The sequence below is a fragment of the Meiothermus rufus DSM 22234 genome, from assembly GCF_000423425.1.
GTDB lineage: Bacteria > Deinococcota > Deinococci > Deinococcales > Thermaceae > Meiothermus > Meiothermus rufus.
In genome coordinates this window covers 1-16,482 of sequence record NZ_AUHY01000031.1, presented here as the reverse complement: position 1 = coordinate 16,482, position 16,482 = coordinate 1, and the positions used below count along the sequence as shown (strand labels likewise).

15 protein-coding genes and 1 pseudogene are annotated in these 16,482 nt (G+C 64.7%); 8 read left to right on the top strand and 8 right to left on the bottom strand.

The features are described from left to right. Window positions 1–9: 9 nt before the first annotated feature. The 3 genes from obgE to rplU form a co-directional block, all read right to left on the bottom strand. A complete protein-coding gene (gene obgE / locus G552_RS0107245) occupies window positions 10–1,260 on the bottom strand; it encodes a GTPase ObgE (protein WP_027882436.1) in 1,251 nt (416 codons plus the stop codon). A gap of 78 nt (window positions 1,261–1,338) precedes the next feature. Beyond that, window positions 1,339–1,608: a 50S ribosomal protein L27 gene (rpmA, locus tag G552_RS0107240; RefSeq protein WP_027882435.1), complete on the bottom strand. Its 270-nt coding sequence runs from the start codon at window positions 1,606–1,608 to the stop codon at window positions 1,339–1,341. A 9-nt stretch (window positions 1,609–1,617) separates the two neighbouring features. Continuing rightward, complete coding sequence (gene rplU / locus G552_RS0107235; RefSeq protein ID WP_027882434.1) at window positions 1,618–1,923, bottom strand: 50S ribosomal protein L21; 306 nt, start codon at window positions 1,921–1,923, stop codon at window positions 1,618–1,620. A 192-nt stretch (window positions 1,924–2,115) separates the two neighbouring features. Here rplU and yqeK point away from each other — a divergent pair, with 192 nt between their 5' ends. Then, the gene (gene yqeK / locus G552_RS0107230) at window positions 2,116–2,694 is read left to right on the top strand and encodes a bis(5'-nucleosyl)-tetraphosphatase (symmetrical) YqeK (RefSeq protein ID WP_027882433.1); all 579 of its coding nucleotides are present in this window, start codon (window positions 2,116–2,118) and stop codon (window positions 2,692–2,694) included. Here yqeK and G552_RS0107225 read toward each other — a convergent pair. Genes G552_RS0107225 through G552_RS0107215 form a run of 3 tightly spaced genes read right to left on the bottom strand, consistent with a single transcriptional unit; the run spans window position 2,675 to window position 6,385 of the window. Next, window positions 2,675–3,547 carry a RodZ domain-containing protein gene (locus G552_RS0107225; protein ID WP_027882432.1) on the bottom strand — a complete coding sequence of 291 codons (873 nt, stop codon included), beginning with the start codon at window positions 3,545–3,547 and terminating at the stop codon, window positions 2,675–2,677. The genes yqeK and G552_RS0107225 overlap by 20 nt on opposite strands. Window positions 3,548–3,589: 42 nt before the next feature. Beyond that, a complete protein-coding gene (locus G552_RS0107220; protein ID WP_051195727.1) occupies window positions 3,590–4,477 on the bottom strand; it encodes a pseudouridine-5'-phosphate glycosidase in 888 nt (295 codons plus the stop codon). A gap of 57 nt (window positions 4,478–4,534) precedes the next feature. After that, window positions 4,535–6,385 (bottom strand): tetratricopeptide repeat-containing diguanylate cyclase, encoded by a 1,851-nt coding sequence (locus G552_RS0107215; RefSeq protein ID WP_027882430.1) that lies wholly within the window; start codon window positions 6,383–6,385, stop codon window positions 4,535–4,537. 100 nt (window positions 6,386–6,485) lie between these two features. On the opposite strand from G552_RS0107215, the gene G552_RS0107210 reads away from it, so the two are divergent. The 7 genes from G552_RS0107210 to G552_RS0107185 all read left to right on the top strand — a co-directional run bounded on the left by G552_RS0107210 (window position 6,486) and on the right by G552_RS0107185 (window position 15,205). Beyond that, entirely contained in the window at window positions 6,486–7,121 is a 636-nt protein-coding gene (locus tag G552_RS0107210; protein ID WP_027882429.1) for a hypothetical protein, read from the top strand. A 146-nt stretch (window positions 7,122–7,267) separates the two neighbouring features. Further along, entirely contained in the window at window positions 7,268–8,362 is a 1,095-nt protein-coding gene (locus G552_RS15835; RefSeq protein WP_051195726.1) for a BTAD domain-containing putative transcriptional regulator, read from the top strand. After that, window positions 8,343–10,694, top strand: a complete 2,352-nt coding sequence (locus G552_RS15830; protein ID WP_156890690.1) for an ATP-binding protein — start codon at window positions 8,343–8,345, stop codon at window positions 10,692–10,694. The genes G552_RS15835 and G552_RS15830 overlap by 20 nt, the downstream gene beginning before the upstream one ends. 139 nt (window positions 10,695–10,833) lie before the next feature. Next, window positions 10,834–12,990 carry a S8 family serine peptidase gene (locus tag G552_RS0107200; protein ID WP_245575140.1) on the top strand — a complete coding sequence of 719 codons (2,157 nt, stop codon included), beginning with the start codon at window positions 10,834–10,836 and terminating at the stop codon, window positions 12,988–12,990. 22 nt (window positions 12,991–13,012) lie between these two features. Beyond that, the gene (locus G552_RS0107195) at window positions 13,013–13,897 is read left to right on the top strand and encodes an NAD(P)/FAD-dependent oxidoreductase (RefSeq protein ID WP_027882427.1); all 885 of its coding nucleotides are present in this window, start codon (window positions 13,013–13,015) and stop codon (window positions 13,895–13,897) included. Window positions 13,898–13,902: 5 nt separating this feature from the next. After that, window positions 13,903–14,706 carry a thymidylate synthase gene (locus G552_RS0107190; RefSeq protein WP_027882426.1) on the top strand — a complete coding sequence of 268 codons (804 nt, stop codon included), beginning with the start codon at window positions 13,903–13,905 and terminating at the stop codon, window positions 14,704–14,706. A gap of 13 nt (window positions 14,707–14,719) precedes the next feature. Then, window positions 14,720–15,205, top strand: a complete 486-nt coding sequence (locus tag G552_RS0107185) for a dihydrofolate reductase (RefSeq protein WP_027882425.1) — start codon at window positions 14,720–14,722, stop codon at window positions 15,203–15,205. A gap of 41 nt (window positions 15,206–15,246) precedes the next feature. Here the strand turns inward: G552_RS0107185 and G552_RS0107175 are convergent. After that, window positions 15,247–16,109, bottom strand: a pseudogene (locus G552_RS0107175) (ethylbenzene dehydrogenase-related protein). A 57-nt stretch (window positions 16,110–16,166) separates the two neighbouring features. Further along, window positions 16,167–16,482, bottom strand: a 316-nt coding sequence (locus G552_RS0107170; protein ID WP_027882423.1) for an IS5 family transposase, incomplete at its 5' end; no start/stop codon positions are given.

Genomic DNA, 16,482 nt, shown 5'->3' with positions numbered 1-16,482 from the left:
CAAAGGCTTCTAGCGCACCTCGGGGATGTACTCAAACTCATGGGGGCCAAGGCGCACCGTGTCGCCAGCCCGCACCCCGTGGGCCTTGAGGGCTGGCTCGACCCGGTGGCGTTTGAACAGTTCCTGCAGGTAGCCTGCGGCCTCCATTAGGTCGCCCTTGAGCCGATTTAGCTGCCGCTCGAGGTGGGGCGCCTCGAGCTCGAAGACCCCTTCTTCCACTTGGTGAACCTTGATGGAATCGGCAGACTCGGGCCTGGGCTGAGGTTGGGGAAGGGTGGGTTTGGGGGCCGAGGGCGCCAGGGCAAATAGGGCCTCTACCAGTGCAGGAAGGCCCTGACGGGTCTGGGTGGAGATAGCCAGCACCGGCAGGCCGCTTTGGCTCAGCTGGTGCTCCAGGGTACGGGTCTCTTCCGCGGTAAGTAGGTCGCACTTGTTGAGCGCGATCAGGGCCGGGCGAAGGAGAAGCGCAGGATCGTAGGCCCGTAGCTCGGCCTGGAGGGTACGCAGGGCCTGAACGGGTTGATCGGCCCCATCGAGCACATACAGCAAGACCCGGGTACGGGCGATGTGGCGCAGGAACTCCAGCCCTAGGCCCCGGCCCTGGGCGGCCCCTTCGATGATGCCGGGGATGTCAGCCATGGTCAGGCGCTCCAGGCCCTGTTCAATCACCCCCAGGTTGGGGGAGAGGGTGGTGAAGGGGTAGCTGGCGATTTTGGGCTGCGCATGGGTGAGGGCGGCCAGCAGGCTGCTCTTTCCGGCGTTGGGGTAGCCGACCAGCCCTACGTCGGCCAGCAGCATCAGCTCGAGGCGCAGCCGGCGCTTCTCGCCTTCCTCCCCGGCCTCGGCAAAGCGAGGGGCCTGGCGGGTAGGGGTTACAAACCGGGCGTTGCCCCAGCCTCCCTTGCCCCCTCGAGCGGCCACGAAGGTTTGCCCCTCCTCCACCAGGTCGGCCAAGAGTTCCCCGGTCTCGGCGTCGTAGACCCGGGTGCCCCGGGGCACCTCGATGACCAGGTCCTTACCGGCGCGGCCAAACAGCCCCTTGCCCATGCCGTGCTGGCCATTTTCGGCCTTGTAGACCCGCTTGGATAGCTTAGAGAGGGAGTCTACTTGGCCCAAAGCCCGCAGGAGGATGGAGCCGCCATCGCCCCCATCCCCTCCGTCGGGGCCCCCTTTGGCGATGTACTTCTCCCGCCAAAAGCTGATGCAGCCGTCGCCGCCACGGCCTGCGCTTACGCTGATCTCGAGGACATCTCTGAACATATGCCAAGCTACCGCTCTAAATACAAAAGGCTGAAAGCTAAGGCGCGCGGCCTTTGGCCTTCAGCCTAGGAGATAAGGTTAGACCTGACCGGCCTCGAGGGGTCTGACCCGCACGTAGCGGCCCAAGCGACCCTTGTCGGCAAACTCCACCACCCCGTCGATCAGGGCAAAGAGGGTGTAGTCGCGGCCCTGACCCACACCGGCACCGGCGCGGAACTTGGTGCCCCGCTGGCGTACCAGCACATGCCCAGCCCGCACCACCTGGCCTTCAAAGCGTTTGACCCCCAGACGCTTAGCCTGGCTGTCCCGCCCGTTTTTGGTTGAACCCAGTCCCTTTTTGTGTGCCATAGCCTGCTCCTAGGCGCGAATCTCCTTCACCACAATTTCGGTGTAGGGCTGGCGGTGGCCCCGCTTACGGCGGTACTGCACCTTGGCTTTGAACTTGGCCACCACGACTTTCTTGCCTTTGCCGTGCTGCACCACCTCGGCCACCACTTTGGCCCCCGGCACAGTAGGCGTACCCAGCACTACCTTTTCACCGCCGATCATCAAGGCATCGAACTCTACGGTATCGCCGGGGTTGGCCTCGAGCTTCTCCACGCGCAGCTTGCTTCCGGCCTCTGCGCGGTACTGCTTGCCACCGCTTTTGATTATCGCGTACATGACCACACTCTCCAGTCAGCCGTTCGGGATGCAGGCGCAATCCAGCAAACGGCTTGGGCCTTTGGGCCCAGCCAACTGACAACTATAGCGGCTGAGGCCAATTGTTTCAAGGGCTGGCAGGGCCTGGGGAATATGGTAGGCTTTGTTTTGCGGATGGGTAGGGCCGCTGCCCGCCCTCGACGGAGGCCAAACTTGACCCGTGTTATCTCTGTCGCTGGCCTAGCGGAAAAAGTGCGCCAGCAGGTCAGCTCCGAGCGTTACGCGCATATTCAGCGAGTAGCCGAACTGGCTGCGGCCATTGCCAAGGCCAACGGCCTGGATGTAGAAAAAGCTTATCTAGCAGCCATTTTGCATGATGCTGCGCGAGACTTTACCGACGAGCAACTTTTGCAACTGGCCCCCCCGGAAAACGAGATCGAGCGCCGGCACCCTCTAGCCTTGCATGGGCGGGTGGCCCGCCGCTTAGCCCAGGACTGGGGTGTTCAGGATGAGGAAATCCTCGAGGCTATCGAGGGGCATGTGTACGGGGTTAGTCCGGCCCACAAGGTTGGCATGGCCCTTTACGTGGCCGATGTATCCGAGCCCGCCCGGGGGGTGAACCACGAGATACGCCAGAAAGCCTTGGCTGGCCAGCTCGAGGAGGCCTACCGCGAGGCGGTGGTCTGTAAGGTGAGGTACCTGCGAAAGAAGGGCATAGAACCCCATCCCCGCACCCTGGCCGCCTATCAGGCGGTGCTACAGCAGGGGCGCCCTACTCAAAGCGCAGGGTGAGGGCCTGACCTACCCGGCCCAGCAGGCCCCGATCCTGTCCGTTGACGATAGCCCGCACCACCCCCGCGTTGCCAACCCGTACCGAGACCGGCAGGGGGTAGCTAAGCTGGGCTCCGCTAGAAACGGTGCCCTCGTACAGCGCTCGCCCGGAGCGTGGGTCGGTGACCCGAACCCAGCTCGTGCCCTCGAAGCGCAACACCAGACCGCTGGCGGGGGTGGCTGGGGCAGGCTGGGTCGGAGGGGTGGGGGCAGGGGGGAGTGGGGTTAGGGCCACGCTCAGGTTGCGGTCGGTTTGCAGGTTGAGCACCTGCTCGTGTTTGCGGTAACCCGAGGCCTCGATGCGCAGGGTGCGCTCTCCCGCTTCGACCCGAACCTCGAGGGGGGATTGGCCCAGCAGGAAGCCATCCAGATAGACCCGGGCCCCTGGGGGCTGGGTGGCTATGCGCAGGCTGACCTGCTGAGGGGGTGGGGGGCTGGCCGGGGCGGGCTGGGCTTGGGCGGGGGCGCTGGAGGGGCCTAGGCCCCGAAAGGCCAGCCAGCTTAGCAAGGCCAGCAGCGCCAGTAAAGGGAGCAGCCAGAGCCAGGCCGGACGGGAAGGGGCCGGAATGGGCGGTGGCTCTGGGGCCACGGCCATGGGGTACAGCGCGAGCAGGGGAGTGGGGTCGAGGCCCAGGAGCTGGGCATAGCGCCGCAGGTAGCCTCGAGCCAAAGCAGGCTCGGGTAACTCGTCGAAGCGGCACTCCTCCAGCGCTTCCAAAACAGCTCGGCGTACCTTAAGAAACTCCGCTGCCTGGGCTATTTCCAGCCCCTTTGCTTCGCGGGCCTCCCTCAGCCGCTTCCCCAGCTCGCACATTGGCACCCCCATTCTAGCGCCATCCTGCTGCTTTGCTAGGCCTCAGTGGGTATCGGTCAGCGCCAAGGCAATCTGCGCGGCCAGGCGAGCGTTTTCTTCCAGCAGCCGGAGGTTGGCGGCATCGGTCTGACCCCCGCTAAGTTCGGATAGCCGGCGCAGCAGGTAGGGGGTCAGGGCTTTGCCGCCGATACCGGCCCGGGCGGCTTCCTGGGTGGCCTGTTCTACCCAGCGTTGTACCTGTTCAAAGGGTAAGCCCTGAGAGATAGGGTTGAGCACCAGGGTAGCCCCAGGGAGGCCCAGCCCCTGGGCAGCCCGGAAGGCCTGGGCCGCTTCCTGGGCCGAGTCGACCCGGGCTGGCAGGGGGTAAGGGCTGGTGGGGCTGTGAAAGGCGGGGAGGTGCTGGGTGCGAAAGCCCAGCAGGGCCACCCCTAGCGACTCCAGGCGCTCTAGGGTGGCGGCCAGGTCGAGGATGCTTTTGGGCCCGGCCGAGACCACCAGAATGGGGGTGCGGGACAGCTCGAGCAGATCCGCTGACTCGTCGTAAGGATGGGGGTGTACCCCACCGATGCCGCCGGTGGCGAAGACCTGGATACCCGCTTTGTGGGCCAGGAAGGTGGTGGCGGCCACGGTGGTGCCTGCGCTCTGGCCCTGGGCCAACAAAGCCCCCAGGTTCCACAGGCTGGCCTTGTCGGCGGAAGGGTCGTTGGCGATGAACTCGAGCTCCTCGGGTTGAAGGCCCACCACCACCTGCCCTTTCAGGATGGCGATGGTGGCAGGGATAGCGCCGGATTGGCGCACGGTAGCCTCGAGGGTTTGCGCCAGCTCGAGGTTCAAAGGCCGGGGAAGGCCGTGGGTAATTACCGTAGACTCCAGGGCTACCACAGCCCGCCCTTCGCGCAGGGCCTGGGCCACTTCGGGGTGCAGACGCATAGGAACAGCATACGCCACGCAGCCCGGGGTGGTCACCCTGCCCGGGGCCCCTTTATGTCAGGGGCCACCTACCAGGTTATGGGCTTGGGGGTAGACCCGGTTGCGCCCGGCCTGCTTGGCGGCGTAGAGCTGGGCGTCGGCGGCAGCCAGCAGCTTCTCGTGGTTGGGCAGGTCAGGGTCGCTACAGACGCCGATACTGACGGTAACCCGAAGCTGGGGGTGGAGGTCGCCCCAGCGGTGGTTTTCAATGCGCTGTCGTAGGCGCTCGCAGGCAATCAGGGCCCCAGTCAGGTCGGTCTGGGGAAAGACCAGCACGAACTCCTCTCCACCGTAGCGGGCGGCAAAATCCACCCCACGGCAGCTCGACTCGAGAATCTGCCCCACCAGCCGCAGAACATCGTCCCCTACCTGATGAGAGAAGGTGTCGTTGATTTGCTTGAAGTGGTCGATGTCTACCATGGCCACGCTAAGGGGGAAGCCGTAGCGTTTAGAGGCGGCGAATTCGCGCTCGAGGTTTTCCTCCAGGTAACGGCGGTTGTATAGCCGGGTGAGGGGGTCCTGGCGGGCCAGCCGCTCGAGCTCTTTAGACTGCCGACGGAGCATCTCCAGTAGCCGGGTCTTTTCCGCATCGGCTTCCTTGAGGTTCTCGATGGCCTGGGCCAGCTCGCGGTTGGCACGGGCTAGCTCGATGTTGCGCAGACGCTCGATTTCAGCCTCTTGACGGGCTTTTTCCACCTGAAACCCAGCCAAAAGCGCGGCGGTTCGCTGGGTTTGCTGTTCTTGCTGCAGCTTGCGCTCAATTTCCAGGGCTTGCTTGAGGTGGTGCAGGGCCAACGCGGGCTTGTGGGTTTGCTCGAAGACCTGGGAAAGGGCCTGGTGGAACTCGAACAGCGCTTTTTGTAGGCCCAGCTTTTCCGCGCGGCTAAGCCCTTGCTGCAGGGAGTGGATGGCATTTTCGCTCTGTTCCAGCCGGCTTTGCGCCAGTCCTACCTGCAACAAGACCCGCAACTCGCCCGGGCGGCTGTGCAGCTCTTGGTAAAGGGCCATAGCGGCCTGGAATAACTCTAAAGCCTGCTCGAGGTGGCCCAGGCGGGCCTGGCAGAGGCCCTGGTTTTCCAGGCAAAGCGCCTTTATCTGGAGGCTGCCCAGACTATCGGCCATTTCCAGGGCTTGACGGTGGTAGTGCAGGGCTTCTTGGATGCGACCCAAGCGGTAGAAGGTCAGGCCCAGGCTGGAGAGGGCGCTAGCCTCGCCATGGTGGTCGCCTAGGGCTTGTTTTATGCTCAGGCTTTCGCGGAAAAGTTCTGCTGCCCCGGCGTGGTCGCCCACCTCGAGGTAGATCAGGCCCAAATCGTTGAGGACATCCGACTCGCTGGGGCGGTCGCCGCTTTCCCGCTTGAGGGCCAGGCTACGCAGCAAGTACTTGGTGGCTTCGGGGTAGTTGCCCAGGGTGTGCTGGACCAGGCCAATCCCATGTAAGGCGCTGGACTCCTGGAGTTTGAACCCGTACTTTCGGCTTTCCTCTAGGGCCTCTAGGTAGTATTCCAAAGCTTTAGGAAACTGCCCCTGCAAGTAGTAGAAGCTCCCCAGGGCGTTTTGGGCCTCTATCTCGGCTGCGGTCTCGCCAACTTTACGCAAAATGGCCCGGGCTTCCTCGAGGCAGCCCTGGGCGGCGGGTAGATGGCCCTGGCGCAAGTGGTAGTCACCTAGGTTTTTGAGGGCCAGGCCGCGCCCAGCAGGGTAGGCGGCTTTTTGCGATAAAATCAGCATCTCTTCCACGATCTGCCGGGCCTGCTGGGGGTAGCTCAGGCTCAGAAAGCGATAAAGCCGGTCCAAAAGGACAAATTTCTCAGGGATTGTCTGGGTCTGCCTTAGCTGGGCCTCGAGGGCCTGGACGGTGGGGTTCATAGCTGCAATCTTGGGCTTTATCATAGCTTGGCAGCAGTTGTACGAGCAATTGGACGAAAAACCGCAGTCGGATGGTTTGCCTTGTGGCATCCTGACGCTTATGGTGCGATGGTGGATGTGGCTTCTTCTGGCTATAGGGCTTTTTTTGGGGTTGACCGGCTGGGCGGCCTACCAGTTCCTGATCCGTCCGGCCCAGACCTTGGTGGAGGGTTTTCGCCAGGTGATCGCCCTCGAGGCCGGGGTCAGGGCAGACCCCAGCTTCACCCCGCCGGCGGATGGACGGCTCAGCCCGGGGCAACTAGAGCGCTTTTTGGCAGTACAGCGCGAGGTTAAGCAGGGGCTAGGCCCGCGTTACCCGCAGCTCGAGGCCCGGCTAGAGCAGCTGGCCCGGCAGTACGCAGGACAGACCACCCTAGATTACCGGGCGGTGCTGGATCTGTTCCGCGGTACGGGGGCTTTGTTGCCGGAGGCCAAACGGCTCCAGGTGGAGGCCCTTCGGGCCCAGGGGTTTTCCCGGGAGGAGTACGCCTGGGTGCGCCAACAGGTCTACGCCGCTTTGGGCTACGGCCTGCCCCAGCTAGACCTCGAGGCGATTTTGCGCCAGATTGCCGTGCGCGACTTCAACCCCAGGGTGGCCCTCTTGAGGGCCGAGGCTTCCGAGGTCAACCTCGAGCGGGTAGCGCCTTTTGGGGCTGAGCTTTTGCGCTACTACCCCTTTACCTGGTTTGGCTTGTAAGCAGGGAAGGTGGATAAGGCCAGCTTTGCCCTGGGAAAAACCGGCGCTTGCCGGGGAAAAAGCTTTATTGGGGTAAGGAGCCGGGTTTAGAGGAAGACTGTGCTCAACGACCTTTGGGGCTGCGCGGTTTTTTCTAGAATGGGAAAATGCCAGGGCAAAGCCGCAAACGCCTGCAACTATTGGGTCTGCCTGCCCTACACCTCCCGGAACGTAGGGTGCAGCCATTGGAGCGCAAGACGGCGGGCTTGCTGGCCTACCTGGCTCTAGAAGGCCCTTCCAGTCGCTCCAAACTAGCCGGTCTGCTCTGGCCCAACTCGCCCGAGGCCACCGCTCGCAACAACCTGGCCCAGGCCTTGAGGCGGCTCAAGCAGCTCGCGGGAGTCGAGCTGGTGTGGGGTGGGGATGTGCTGGGGCTACAGGGGCTGGAGGTGGATGTGGCAGCCCTCGAGGTGGCCCATTTTGCGAGGCGTCACCAGGAGGTGGCCGAAACCGACCAGACTTTGCTGGAGAGCTCCGACTACGACGATTGTCCCGAGTACGACGACTGGCTCCTGATGCAGCGAGAAAGGCTGGCCGAGATGCGACGGGTCTCGCTGGCTGCGCTAGTCGAGCAGCTCGAGCAGGCCGGAGAGTACCCCAGGGCGCTGGCCTATGCCGAACGGCTGCTGGAGCAGGACCTGCTTTCGGAGGTGGCCCACCGCCGGGTGATGCGGCTTTTGTATCTGCGTGGGGATCGGCCTGCAGCCCTCAGGGCTTACCATCGCTGCAAAGCACTTTTGCAGCGTGAGCTAGGGGTAGCCCCGCTGCCCGAGACCCAGGCCCTGGCCAAGCAAATCGCCCAGGGGGAGCGGCTGGGGCAAAGCGTGGCCCCCCGGCGCCCTTCCATTCCCCTCAGCTTGTTGCGCCCCCCGGTTCTGGTGGGGCGAGAAAGGCTCTGGGCAGAGATGGAAGAGGCCTTTCAGAAGGGCCAGGTGGTGTTTTTGCGGGGCGAGCCGGGGGTGGGCAAGACCCGCCTGGCGATGGATTTTGCGGCATCCAAGGGACGGGTGGTGTTGCTGGCGGCCCGGCAGGGCGACATGGCCATACCCTACTCGAGCTACGCCCGTAGCCTGCGTGAATCCTTTGCCGAGCGGCCCGAGCTGCTGCAAAACCTGCCAGCCTGGGTGCGCTGCGAAGCGGCCCGCATCCTGCCAGAACTGGCGCAGGATGCCCCCCCCGCCCATGCTTTCCGAAGCCGATAAATTGCGCTTTTACGATGCGCTGGCCGAGATTACCCTGCTCTCGCACAGCGGCGACCTGCCCAGCGTTCAGGTTAGCGACGATGCCCAGTACCTCGACCGGGCCAGCCTCGAGGCCATGCTCTACCAGCTCAACAAATACGGCGCGGTGGGGGGAAAGGGGCAGCCGCCCTTCACCATCCAGATTTACCGGCGCGGCGAGGTGGCTGCCGAGATCGAGCAGGGCATCTTTTTTCCCCTGGTCGAAGCGGGATTGGCGGTGTTGCTGGATGTGGAGCCGTTGCAGCCCGCCGAGGTCGAAGCTCTGCTGGCCAGCCTCGAGGTGGAGGGGGTGCAGTCGCTTTCCCCGGCCCTGATACGCTACACCGGGGGCAATCCCTTTTTTGTGCTCGAGACCCTCAAAAGCCTTTGGGAGTCCGGAGGCATCAGGGGTGGAAGGCTCGAGCGGCTGCCCTTGGCCGGCAAGGTCAAGGCCCTTATCACCCGGTGCCTGGAACGGCTCTCGCCTCCGGCGCTCAACCTGGCTCGCCTGGCTGCCGTAGCTGGTACCGACCTCGGCCCTGAGCTGGCGGCTGCGGTGATGCAGGCCAGCCTGCTGGCCCTGACCGGGCCCTGGGCCGAACTCGAGGGAGCCCAGATCCTCCATGGCAGCGGCTTTGCCCACGACCTGCTCTTCGAAGCCGTTCACGAGATGCTGCCCGCGCCCATTAGGGCTTACCTGCACCGCCAGGTGGCGCAGTTCCTGGAGACCTGCCAGGCCCACCCGGCCCGCATGGCCAGCCACTGGTTGGAGAGCGAGCCTTCGCGGGCCATTCCCTACTTACTTCAGGCGGCCCGGCAGGCCGAGGCCACCTACCAGTTTTCCGAAGCGGCCGGGTTTTACCAGCAGGCCCTCGAGGTCGCCGAAGCCGGGGGAGAGCGCGAGCAGGCTTTTGCCTTGTTGGAGGCACTGAGCCAGGTCATGATTCGCTTCGATACCGGCCAGCGCCACGCGGCTTTGGTCGAGCGAATGCTGGCCTTGGCCGATACACCCGAGAAACAAGGCCGGGCCTGGCTGCGCGAGGCCATCCGCCTGGGGGAGCATGCCTTCGGGGCCGAGGCCGAAGCGGCGGCGCGCAAGGGGCTGGAATACATCCAGCAGGCCGAGGCGCCCGAGCTGCGGGTTCGCTTGCTGGATGCGCTGGCCCAGTCGCTATTTGTACAGCGCAAAACCCCCGATCTGATTGCGGCCTTAGAGCAGCTAAGGGATATGCATCGGGTCCAGGGCGACGAATTGCAGGTGGCCATCTCTACCTCGAGGCTGGGCATTGCCTTCGACCAGCTCGAGCGCCACCGCCAGGCCCTGGCCTTTTACCAGGAGGCCGAACCCACCCTGAGGCACTCGGCCGACCGCCTGGTGCAGGTAGGTTTCCACCACAACCGCGCGGTCTGCCTGGCGGCTTTGGGCTACGCCGAGGCGGCCCTGGAGGCCCAGCTCGAGGCCCAGCGCCTGCTCGAGGGGATGCAGGGCGTGCTGGGCCGCAGGGTGCACCACCTCAACAACCTGGCCCTGCGCTACTACGACCTCGAGCGCTACGCCGAAGCCCAGCAGGTGCTGGAAGAGGCCCTGGCTTTGGTGCCCGAGGAGTGGGGCTGGACGCGGGCTTTTAGCCAGTATCAGATGGCCCGTCTGTACTGGGTATGGGGGGCGTGGGGGCCGGCCACCGACTGGCTGGGCAAGGCCCTGGGCACGCCCGACCTGCCCCGGCGCGACGAGGCCACCTACCGCATCCTGGAAGCCCTGCTGGCCCACCGGCAAGGCCAGGCGGTCGCTCCTTTGCTGGAGCGCCTGGAGGCGTTGTTTGCCGAACGGCAGGGGCTGGCCTATGGCCGGTATCTGCTGGCTCGAGCCCGCCTGACCCCCCCCGAGCAGTCCCTCCCCTGCCTCCAGGAAGCTTTGGCCCTGGCCCAGCAGAATGACTGGCCCTCCCTGGGCATAGCCGCCCAGACCCTCTGGGCCAGGGTCTTGCTGGAGCAGCCCGGGCTCACCCCGGGCCATCTGGAGGAGGCTCTATACCGCAGCAAGGCGGCCATGGCCGGGCTGGAAACCTGCTGGCCCACGGGCTGCACCCGGCTCGAGGTGCGCTGGGTGCACCACCAGGCCCAGGCCGCTTTGGGCCGGGTGGGCCAGGCCTCGCTCCAGGAGGTTCTGCACGCCTTAGAAGAGATTGCCCTTCACCACGTTCCTCCCCAGCTGCGCTCCAGCTTTTTAGAGCACAACCCCCTCAGCCGGGCTGTGCTCGAGGCGGCCCGGGCCGGTGGCCTGGTCATCCGCCAGTCATGGAGTGAGGGCTAGCATTTCCTGGTCGGGTGCCTCGTGCAGGCCAGCGTTGGCCCAAACTGACCCTTTAGTTTACGGTTTTGGGACTTTTTAACGCTGACATAACGCTGAATCCCCAAGATACCATGTAAAGGAGCCCGACTTAGGAGGTGGTGTGGTGCGAGCATACAAGCTGGGGATTCTCTGGTTGGCGGTGAGCCTGGTGGCCTGTGACGGGGGTGGGCCGGGCAGCATCTCGGGGGAGGTGGGGTTTTTCTCAAGCAGCAGCGCCCCATCCATTCGCACCTCCGAGCGCCTTTTTGCCCAAAGCCAGCCCGACGACTTCGTGCCCGGCGAGGTGCTGCTGAAGTTTCGCCCGGGCCTAAGCCTGCAGCGGGTGGAAAGCCTCCAGGCGGGCGGGGTTGCGCTGCAACGGGAGGAGGAGCTCGAGCCGGGTGGCCTGGCCCTCTACCGGGGGGTGGCCGACAAGGCCCAGACCCAGGCTGCGGTGGCGGCCCTGGCCCGCCGGCCTGATGTGCTCTATGCCCAGCCCAACTACATCCGCCAGCTTTTCAAAACCCCCAACGATGAGTTCTACGAATATCAATGGCATTATCCGGCCATCCACCTGCCCCAGGCCTGGGAGATCGAAGACGGTACCAGCCGAACCATTACGGTGGCGGTGATCGACTCCGGCATCGTGAGCGCCCACCCCGACCTGCCCACCCCGGTGCTGGGCTACGACTTCATCTCCGACCCCCGCATCGCCAACGATGGGGATGGGCGGGACAATAACCCCGAGGACACCGGCAACGTGGCCCCGGGAGCGCCTCCTGAGGCCCTCAGCGGGTACCATGGCACCCACGTGGCCGGCACCATCGCCGCCCGCAGCAACAACAACCTGGGGGTAGCCGGGGTGAGCTGGGGGGCCCGATTGGTGCATGTGCGCGCCCTGGGGGTGGGCGGCGGCAGCGATGCCGACATCCTGGCCGGGTTGCGCTGGGCAGTGGGGCTTTCGGTTTCCGGGGTGCCCCCCAACCCCTATCCGGCCCAGGTGGTCAACCTGAGCCTGGGCGGACGAGGAGCCTGTAGCCCGGCCTGGCAGGACACCATTAATCAGGCCAACAACCAGCCGCAAAAGCCCATCCTGGTGGTGGCCGCGGGCAACAGTGCGGAAAACGCCGCCGGTTTTACCCCGGCCAGCTGCAGTGGGGTGATTACGGTGGGGGCCACCGAGACCCGGGGCTTGCGCAGCTACTACTCCAACTACGGGGCCCGCATCGATGTGATGGCCCCTGGGGGGGATGTCACCGTTGACCGCAATGGGGATGGGTATGCCGATGGGGTGCTGAGCTTGCTCAAGGACGACAGAGAAACGGGGGCTGCTCAGTTTGTCTACGCTTTCTATCAGGGCACCTCCATGGCCGCGCCCCACGTGGCGGGGGTGGTCGCCCTGATGAAGGCCCGGCGGCCCGACCTGACCCTGGCCGAGGCCCTGGACATCCTCAAGGGCACGGCTGCTCCGCTGAACTCGAGCCAGTGTACGGGCCGCCCTTCGGATCGGATTCCCTCTAGCTTTCCCACCCTTCAGGGGAGCGACTGCGGGGCCGGTCTGGTGAACGCTCAGGCCGCGGTGAGCGCCGCCGGTAGCCTAACCCCCAGCTTCACCTTGCAGCTGAGCCCAGCCACAGCCAGCCTCAGCCCTGCTGTGGGTAGCAGCGTGGAGATTACGGTCAACATCGCCCGGATTGCCGGCTTTGCCGACCCGGTCAGCCTGAGCCTGAGCGGTCTGCCGGCTGGGGTTAGTCACACGTTGAGCCCCAACCCCGCTTCGGGCAACAGCAGCACCCTGCGCTTGCAGGTGGATAGCACCCCGGCCCAGGGGAGCTATACCCTCACCCTTAGCGGCAGTGGCGGCAGCCTTACCCGCACGGTGGGCCTGCCCCTGCAGGTGGCCGCGCCACCCCCGCCCCCTAGCGTGCAGGGTACTGCGGTGGTCGCGCTCTTCGTAGCCGGAAACGACATTGACGCCAGTCGCTCTGGGGTTAGCATCGTGAGCCAGGCGGGCCTTAGAGCGCCCTATAGCATCCCCGACCTGGTGCCGGGCGACTATGTGGTGATTGCCTGGAAAGACGTGGATGGCGACGACGAGATTACCCCCGGCGACTATCTGGGGGGCTACACCGATGCCAGCGGTAACCTGCTGCTGGTGCGCCCCACGCGCTCGGGGATTGATGTGCCGCTGGGGGTGCTCTCGGGCACCGGTAGCCTGCGCCTGCCTGGCTCGGAGGTCTCGCTACTGCCCCGCTTGCGGCAAGTATTGCGGCGCTAGGTCTACCCGGCAAAATGAAGGGGTGGTTGCCGCAGAGGTGGTGGTCATCGGGGCGGGGATTGCCGGGCTTTGCGTGGCCAGGGTGTTGCACGAGGCCGGAAAAGAAGTACGGGTTGTGGCCCGCGAGCTGGGCGAGGCCAGCCGGGTGCCCGAGGCTCTGTTGAACCCGGTGCGGGGCAAGCGGGGAAGCGTGGCCCCCGAGGCCGAGGAGGCCCTGGCTGCCCTGTGGGACTTTTACCCCCGCTTTGTGCCTGTGCGGCAGGGGATTCTGCGCCCTGTGCCCCCGGCCCATCGGCCTGCCTGGAAGGAGAAGCTAAAGGGCCGGGGCATTCCCCACCAGTGGCTCGAGGAAGGGCTTTACCTGGAAAGCGCGGGCTGGCTCGAGACCACCCCCCTGCTCCACCGCTTGGCCCAGGGCCTGGAGATAACCTACGCCGAGGTGGAACGCCTCGAGGGCCGCACCCTCCATCTACGTACCCCGACCCTGGCGACCTTATCTGCGGGCCTGGTGATCTATGCCGGTGGGGCCAGTGGGGCCCACCTGGTGGGGCTGGGTGGGCGCTTTACCCCGGGCTCGGTGTTGCACACCCTCGAGCACTTCCCTCAGGCCTGCGCCTACGGGGTGTATGTGGCCGGGCACAGCCTGGGCGGGAGCTACCTGCCCCACCAGTCCAGCTATACCCCCCACCAGACCCAGCCCGCCGAGGTGGAGTGGCTTCTGGCCGAGGCCGAAAAACTTCTAGGCTACCGCCCCAGGTGGGATACTTCCTGGGCGGGGGTGCGTTACCGACTGGATCGGCACTACCTGCGGCCTATCCCGGGGGGCTATGCTCTTACCGGGTTTGGCTCGGCGGCCTACTTCTACGCCCCCCTCTATGCACACCGGCTGTTGCAGCAGATAAACTAAGCGGCATGCGGCACCCCGAGTACCAGTACCTTGAACTCATGCGCTACGTGCTCGAGCACGGCACCCCCAAGACCGACCGCACCGGGGTGGGCACCCGCTCGGTTTTTGGCTGGCAGATGCGCTTCGACCTGGAAGAGGGCTTTCCTCTCCTCACCACCAAAAAGCTGCACTGGAAAAGTATCGTCTACGAGCTGCTCTGGTTTTTGCGGGGCGAGACCAACATCGCCTTCCTCAAAGCCCACGGGGTGAGCATCTGGGACGAGTGGGCCAGTCCAGAGGGCGAGCTGGGGCCGGTCTACGGCAAGCAGTGGCGAAGCTGGCAGGGGCCGGATGGCCCCATCGACCAGCTTGGCTGGGTGGTGGAGGAGATCAAGAAGAATCCCGATTCGCGCCGGCTGGTGGTGAGTGCCTGGAATGTGGCCGACCTGCCCAAAATGGCCCTGGCCCCCTGCCATATCCTCTTTCAGTTTTACGTGGCCAATGGCCGGCTGTCCTGCCAGCTCTATCAGCGCAGCGCCGATATCTTCCTGGGGGTGCCCTTCAATATCGCCTCCTATGCCCTCCTGACCCTGATGGTAGCTCAGGTGACCGGCCTGAAGCCGGGGGAGTTCATCCACACCCTGGGGGATGCGCACCTCTACCAAAACCACCTCGAGCAGGCCCGCTTGCAGCTTTCCCGTGAGCCACGCCCCTGGCCTAAGGTGGTACTCAACCCCGAGGTGAACGACCTGTTTGCCTTCACCTACCAGGACATCGAGCTAAAAGACTACCAGCCCCACCCGCGCATCCCCGCGCCGGTGGCAGTGTAATCTGGGCCGAAATATGAAAAAAATCGCCCTCATTGCCGCCATCGACCGGAAGCGTGCTATTGGCCGGGGTGGGGCTTTGCCCTGGCATCTGCCCGACGACCTCAAGCGCTTCCGCGCCCTCACTCTGGGCAAGACCGTGCTGATGGGCCGCAAAACCTTCGAGAGCATCGGGCGGCCCCTACCCAACAGGCGCAACCTGGTGCTCACCCAGAACCCCAGCTTTCGGGCCGAAGGGGTGGAGGTGGTGCCATCTTTGGAGGAAGCCCTGCCAAGCGAGGGGGAGCTTTGGGTAATTGGGGGGGGCGAGGTCTACCGCCAGGCCCTACCCCAAGCCACCCACCTCTACCTGACCCTGGTCGAGACCGAAGTACCCGATGCTGATGCCTTTTTCCCGCCCTGGGAGCCTTCAGAGTGGCTCGAGGTCTACCGCCAACACCACCCCGCCGATACCCGGCACGCCTTTGCTTTTACTTACCTGGATCTACAGCGTAAAACATAACCCCACCCCGCTTGGGCCAGGGTGGGGTTCAAATCCAGGGCCTATCGGGCCAGCGTCAGTCGCAAAGGAGCCAGGCTGGCGTATTTGTTGTTGTCGCCCGCGTTGTCGTATACCGCCAGTGACATGGTAATGCTCCGGCCCGGTTCAAACACCACATCGTTGCCTGAGCCGGTGTTCAGCTTGCGTTTGAGCATTAGCGTCCAGTAGCCATCCTTCCATACGCCCCGGGCCCAGATGTCGCCCCGGTCGCCGCTGGGCCTGGTCAGGATGCGGTAGGGGGGGTGTCGCCGGCCTTGAAGATGCTATAGTCTTTGATTTCCACCTTTTCGTCGTCTAGCAGGAAGCCCGGTGCGGTGGGCTGTTTGGCTGGGTCTTGCATGTAGAGGGGCTTGCTGCCGTCGGTGGTCTGGTTGCGCCGGTCGCCGCCGGTGCCGGGGTCGTTCATCCGGCCGGTGTCGGCGTTGGCCGGTTTCATGGTGGCGTAGCCATCATCGGCGAAGTTTAGCGGGTTGCTGCGGTACGACTTCCAGTGCCACAGGTCGGCTTTTTCGGTGGGGGCGTTGGTGGCCATGTACCCGCCCTTATCGGTGGCATGGCACATGGCGGCACAGCCGCCCGCCGTAAAGGCCGGGTACTCCCCGATGGGGAAGAACAGCGCCAGCCGATCCTCGTCGCCGCCCTGGCGTTTCCAGGTTGTGCCGTCGAAGCGCCAGGCGTCTTTGGTCAGGCTGGGTTCTTTATCGGGCCAGCGGAAGTAGAGGGCCAGCTCCTGCCCGTTATGTAAGGCTTTCATCTCAAGCTCGAGCTGCTTCCCGCCTACATCCCCCAGGCCAAACAGGGTGGTCTTGACGCCCTGTACTCGAGTCCAGATGGCGTCCTCCGGCCCACTGGGCAAGGTGGCCATACGCAGCGCGCGCAACTCCTGCCCTTGAGCCAGTACAAAAGCTAGAGCTAGAGGGTGTTAGGCACATTGGGACATGAGATTGACGAAACGGGACAGGAGCAGGATGGCGAAAGCCAGGAAGTGCAGGCCCGCCAAGGTTTGTGGCAGACGTTCGTAATCCCTGGCGAGCCGTCGGAACCTCGCCACCCAGCCGAACGAACGCTCTACCACCCACCTTCTGGGTAGCAATACGAAGCCCTTCCTGACCTGGGGCAGTTTGACCACTTCCAGGTGGATACCTTGCGCCTGAGCATCCTGTCGGGCTCGCTCGCCGGTGTAGCCCGCATCCACGTAAGCCAGCTCGACGTTTTGCTGGGTGGCCTGCTGCACGGCC

Excerpts from the sequence above, each read along its gene's own strand:
- obgE (WP_027882436.1), bottom strand. The coding sequence starts at position 1,260 with ATGTTCAGAGATGTCCTCGAGATCAGCGTAAGCGCAGGCCGTGGCGGC.
- rpmA (WP_027882435.1), bottom strand. The coding sequence starts at position 1,608 with ATGGCACACAAAAAGGGACTGGGTTCAACCAAAAACGGGCGGGACAGC.
- rplU (WP_027882434.1), bottom strand. The coding sequence starts at position 1,923 with ATGTACGCGATAATCAAAAGCGGTGGCAAGCAGTACCGCGCAGAGGCC.
- G552_RS0107225 (WP_027882432.1), bottom strand. The coding sequence starts at position 3,547 with ATGTGCGAGCTGGGGAAGCGGCTGAGGGAGGCCCGCGAAGCAAAGGGG.
- G552_RS0107220 (WP_051195727.1), bottom strand. The coding sequence starts at position 4,477 with ATGCGTCTGCACCCCGAAGTGGCCCAGGCCCTGCGCGAAGGGCGGGCT.
- G552_RS0107215 (WP_027882430.1), bottom strand. The coding sequence starts at position 6,385 with ATGAACCCCACCGTCCAGGCCCTCGAGGCCCAGCTAAGGCAGACCCAG.
- G552_RS0107210 (WP_027882429.1), top strand. The coding sequence starts at position 6,486 with ATGGTGCGATGGTGGATGTGGCTTCTTCTGGCTATAGGGCTTTTTTTG.
- G552_RS15835 (WP_051195726.1), top strand. The coding sequence starts at position 7,268 with ATGCCAGGGCAAAGCCGCAAACGCCTGCAACTATTGGGTCTGCCTGCC.
- G552_RS15830 (WP_156890690.1), top strand. The coding sequence starts at position 8,343 with ATGCTTTCCGAAGCCGATAAATTGCGCTTTTACGATGCGCTGGCCGAG.
- G552_RS0107190 (WP_027882426.1), top strand. The coding sequence starts at position 13,903 with ATGCGGCACCCCGAGTACCAGTACCTTGAACTCATGCGCTACGTGCTC.
- G552_RS0107185 (WP_027882425.1), top strand. The coding sequence starts at position 14,720 with ATGAAAAAAATCGCCCTCATTGCCGCCATCGACCGGAAGCGTGCTATT.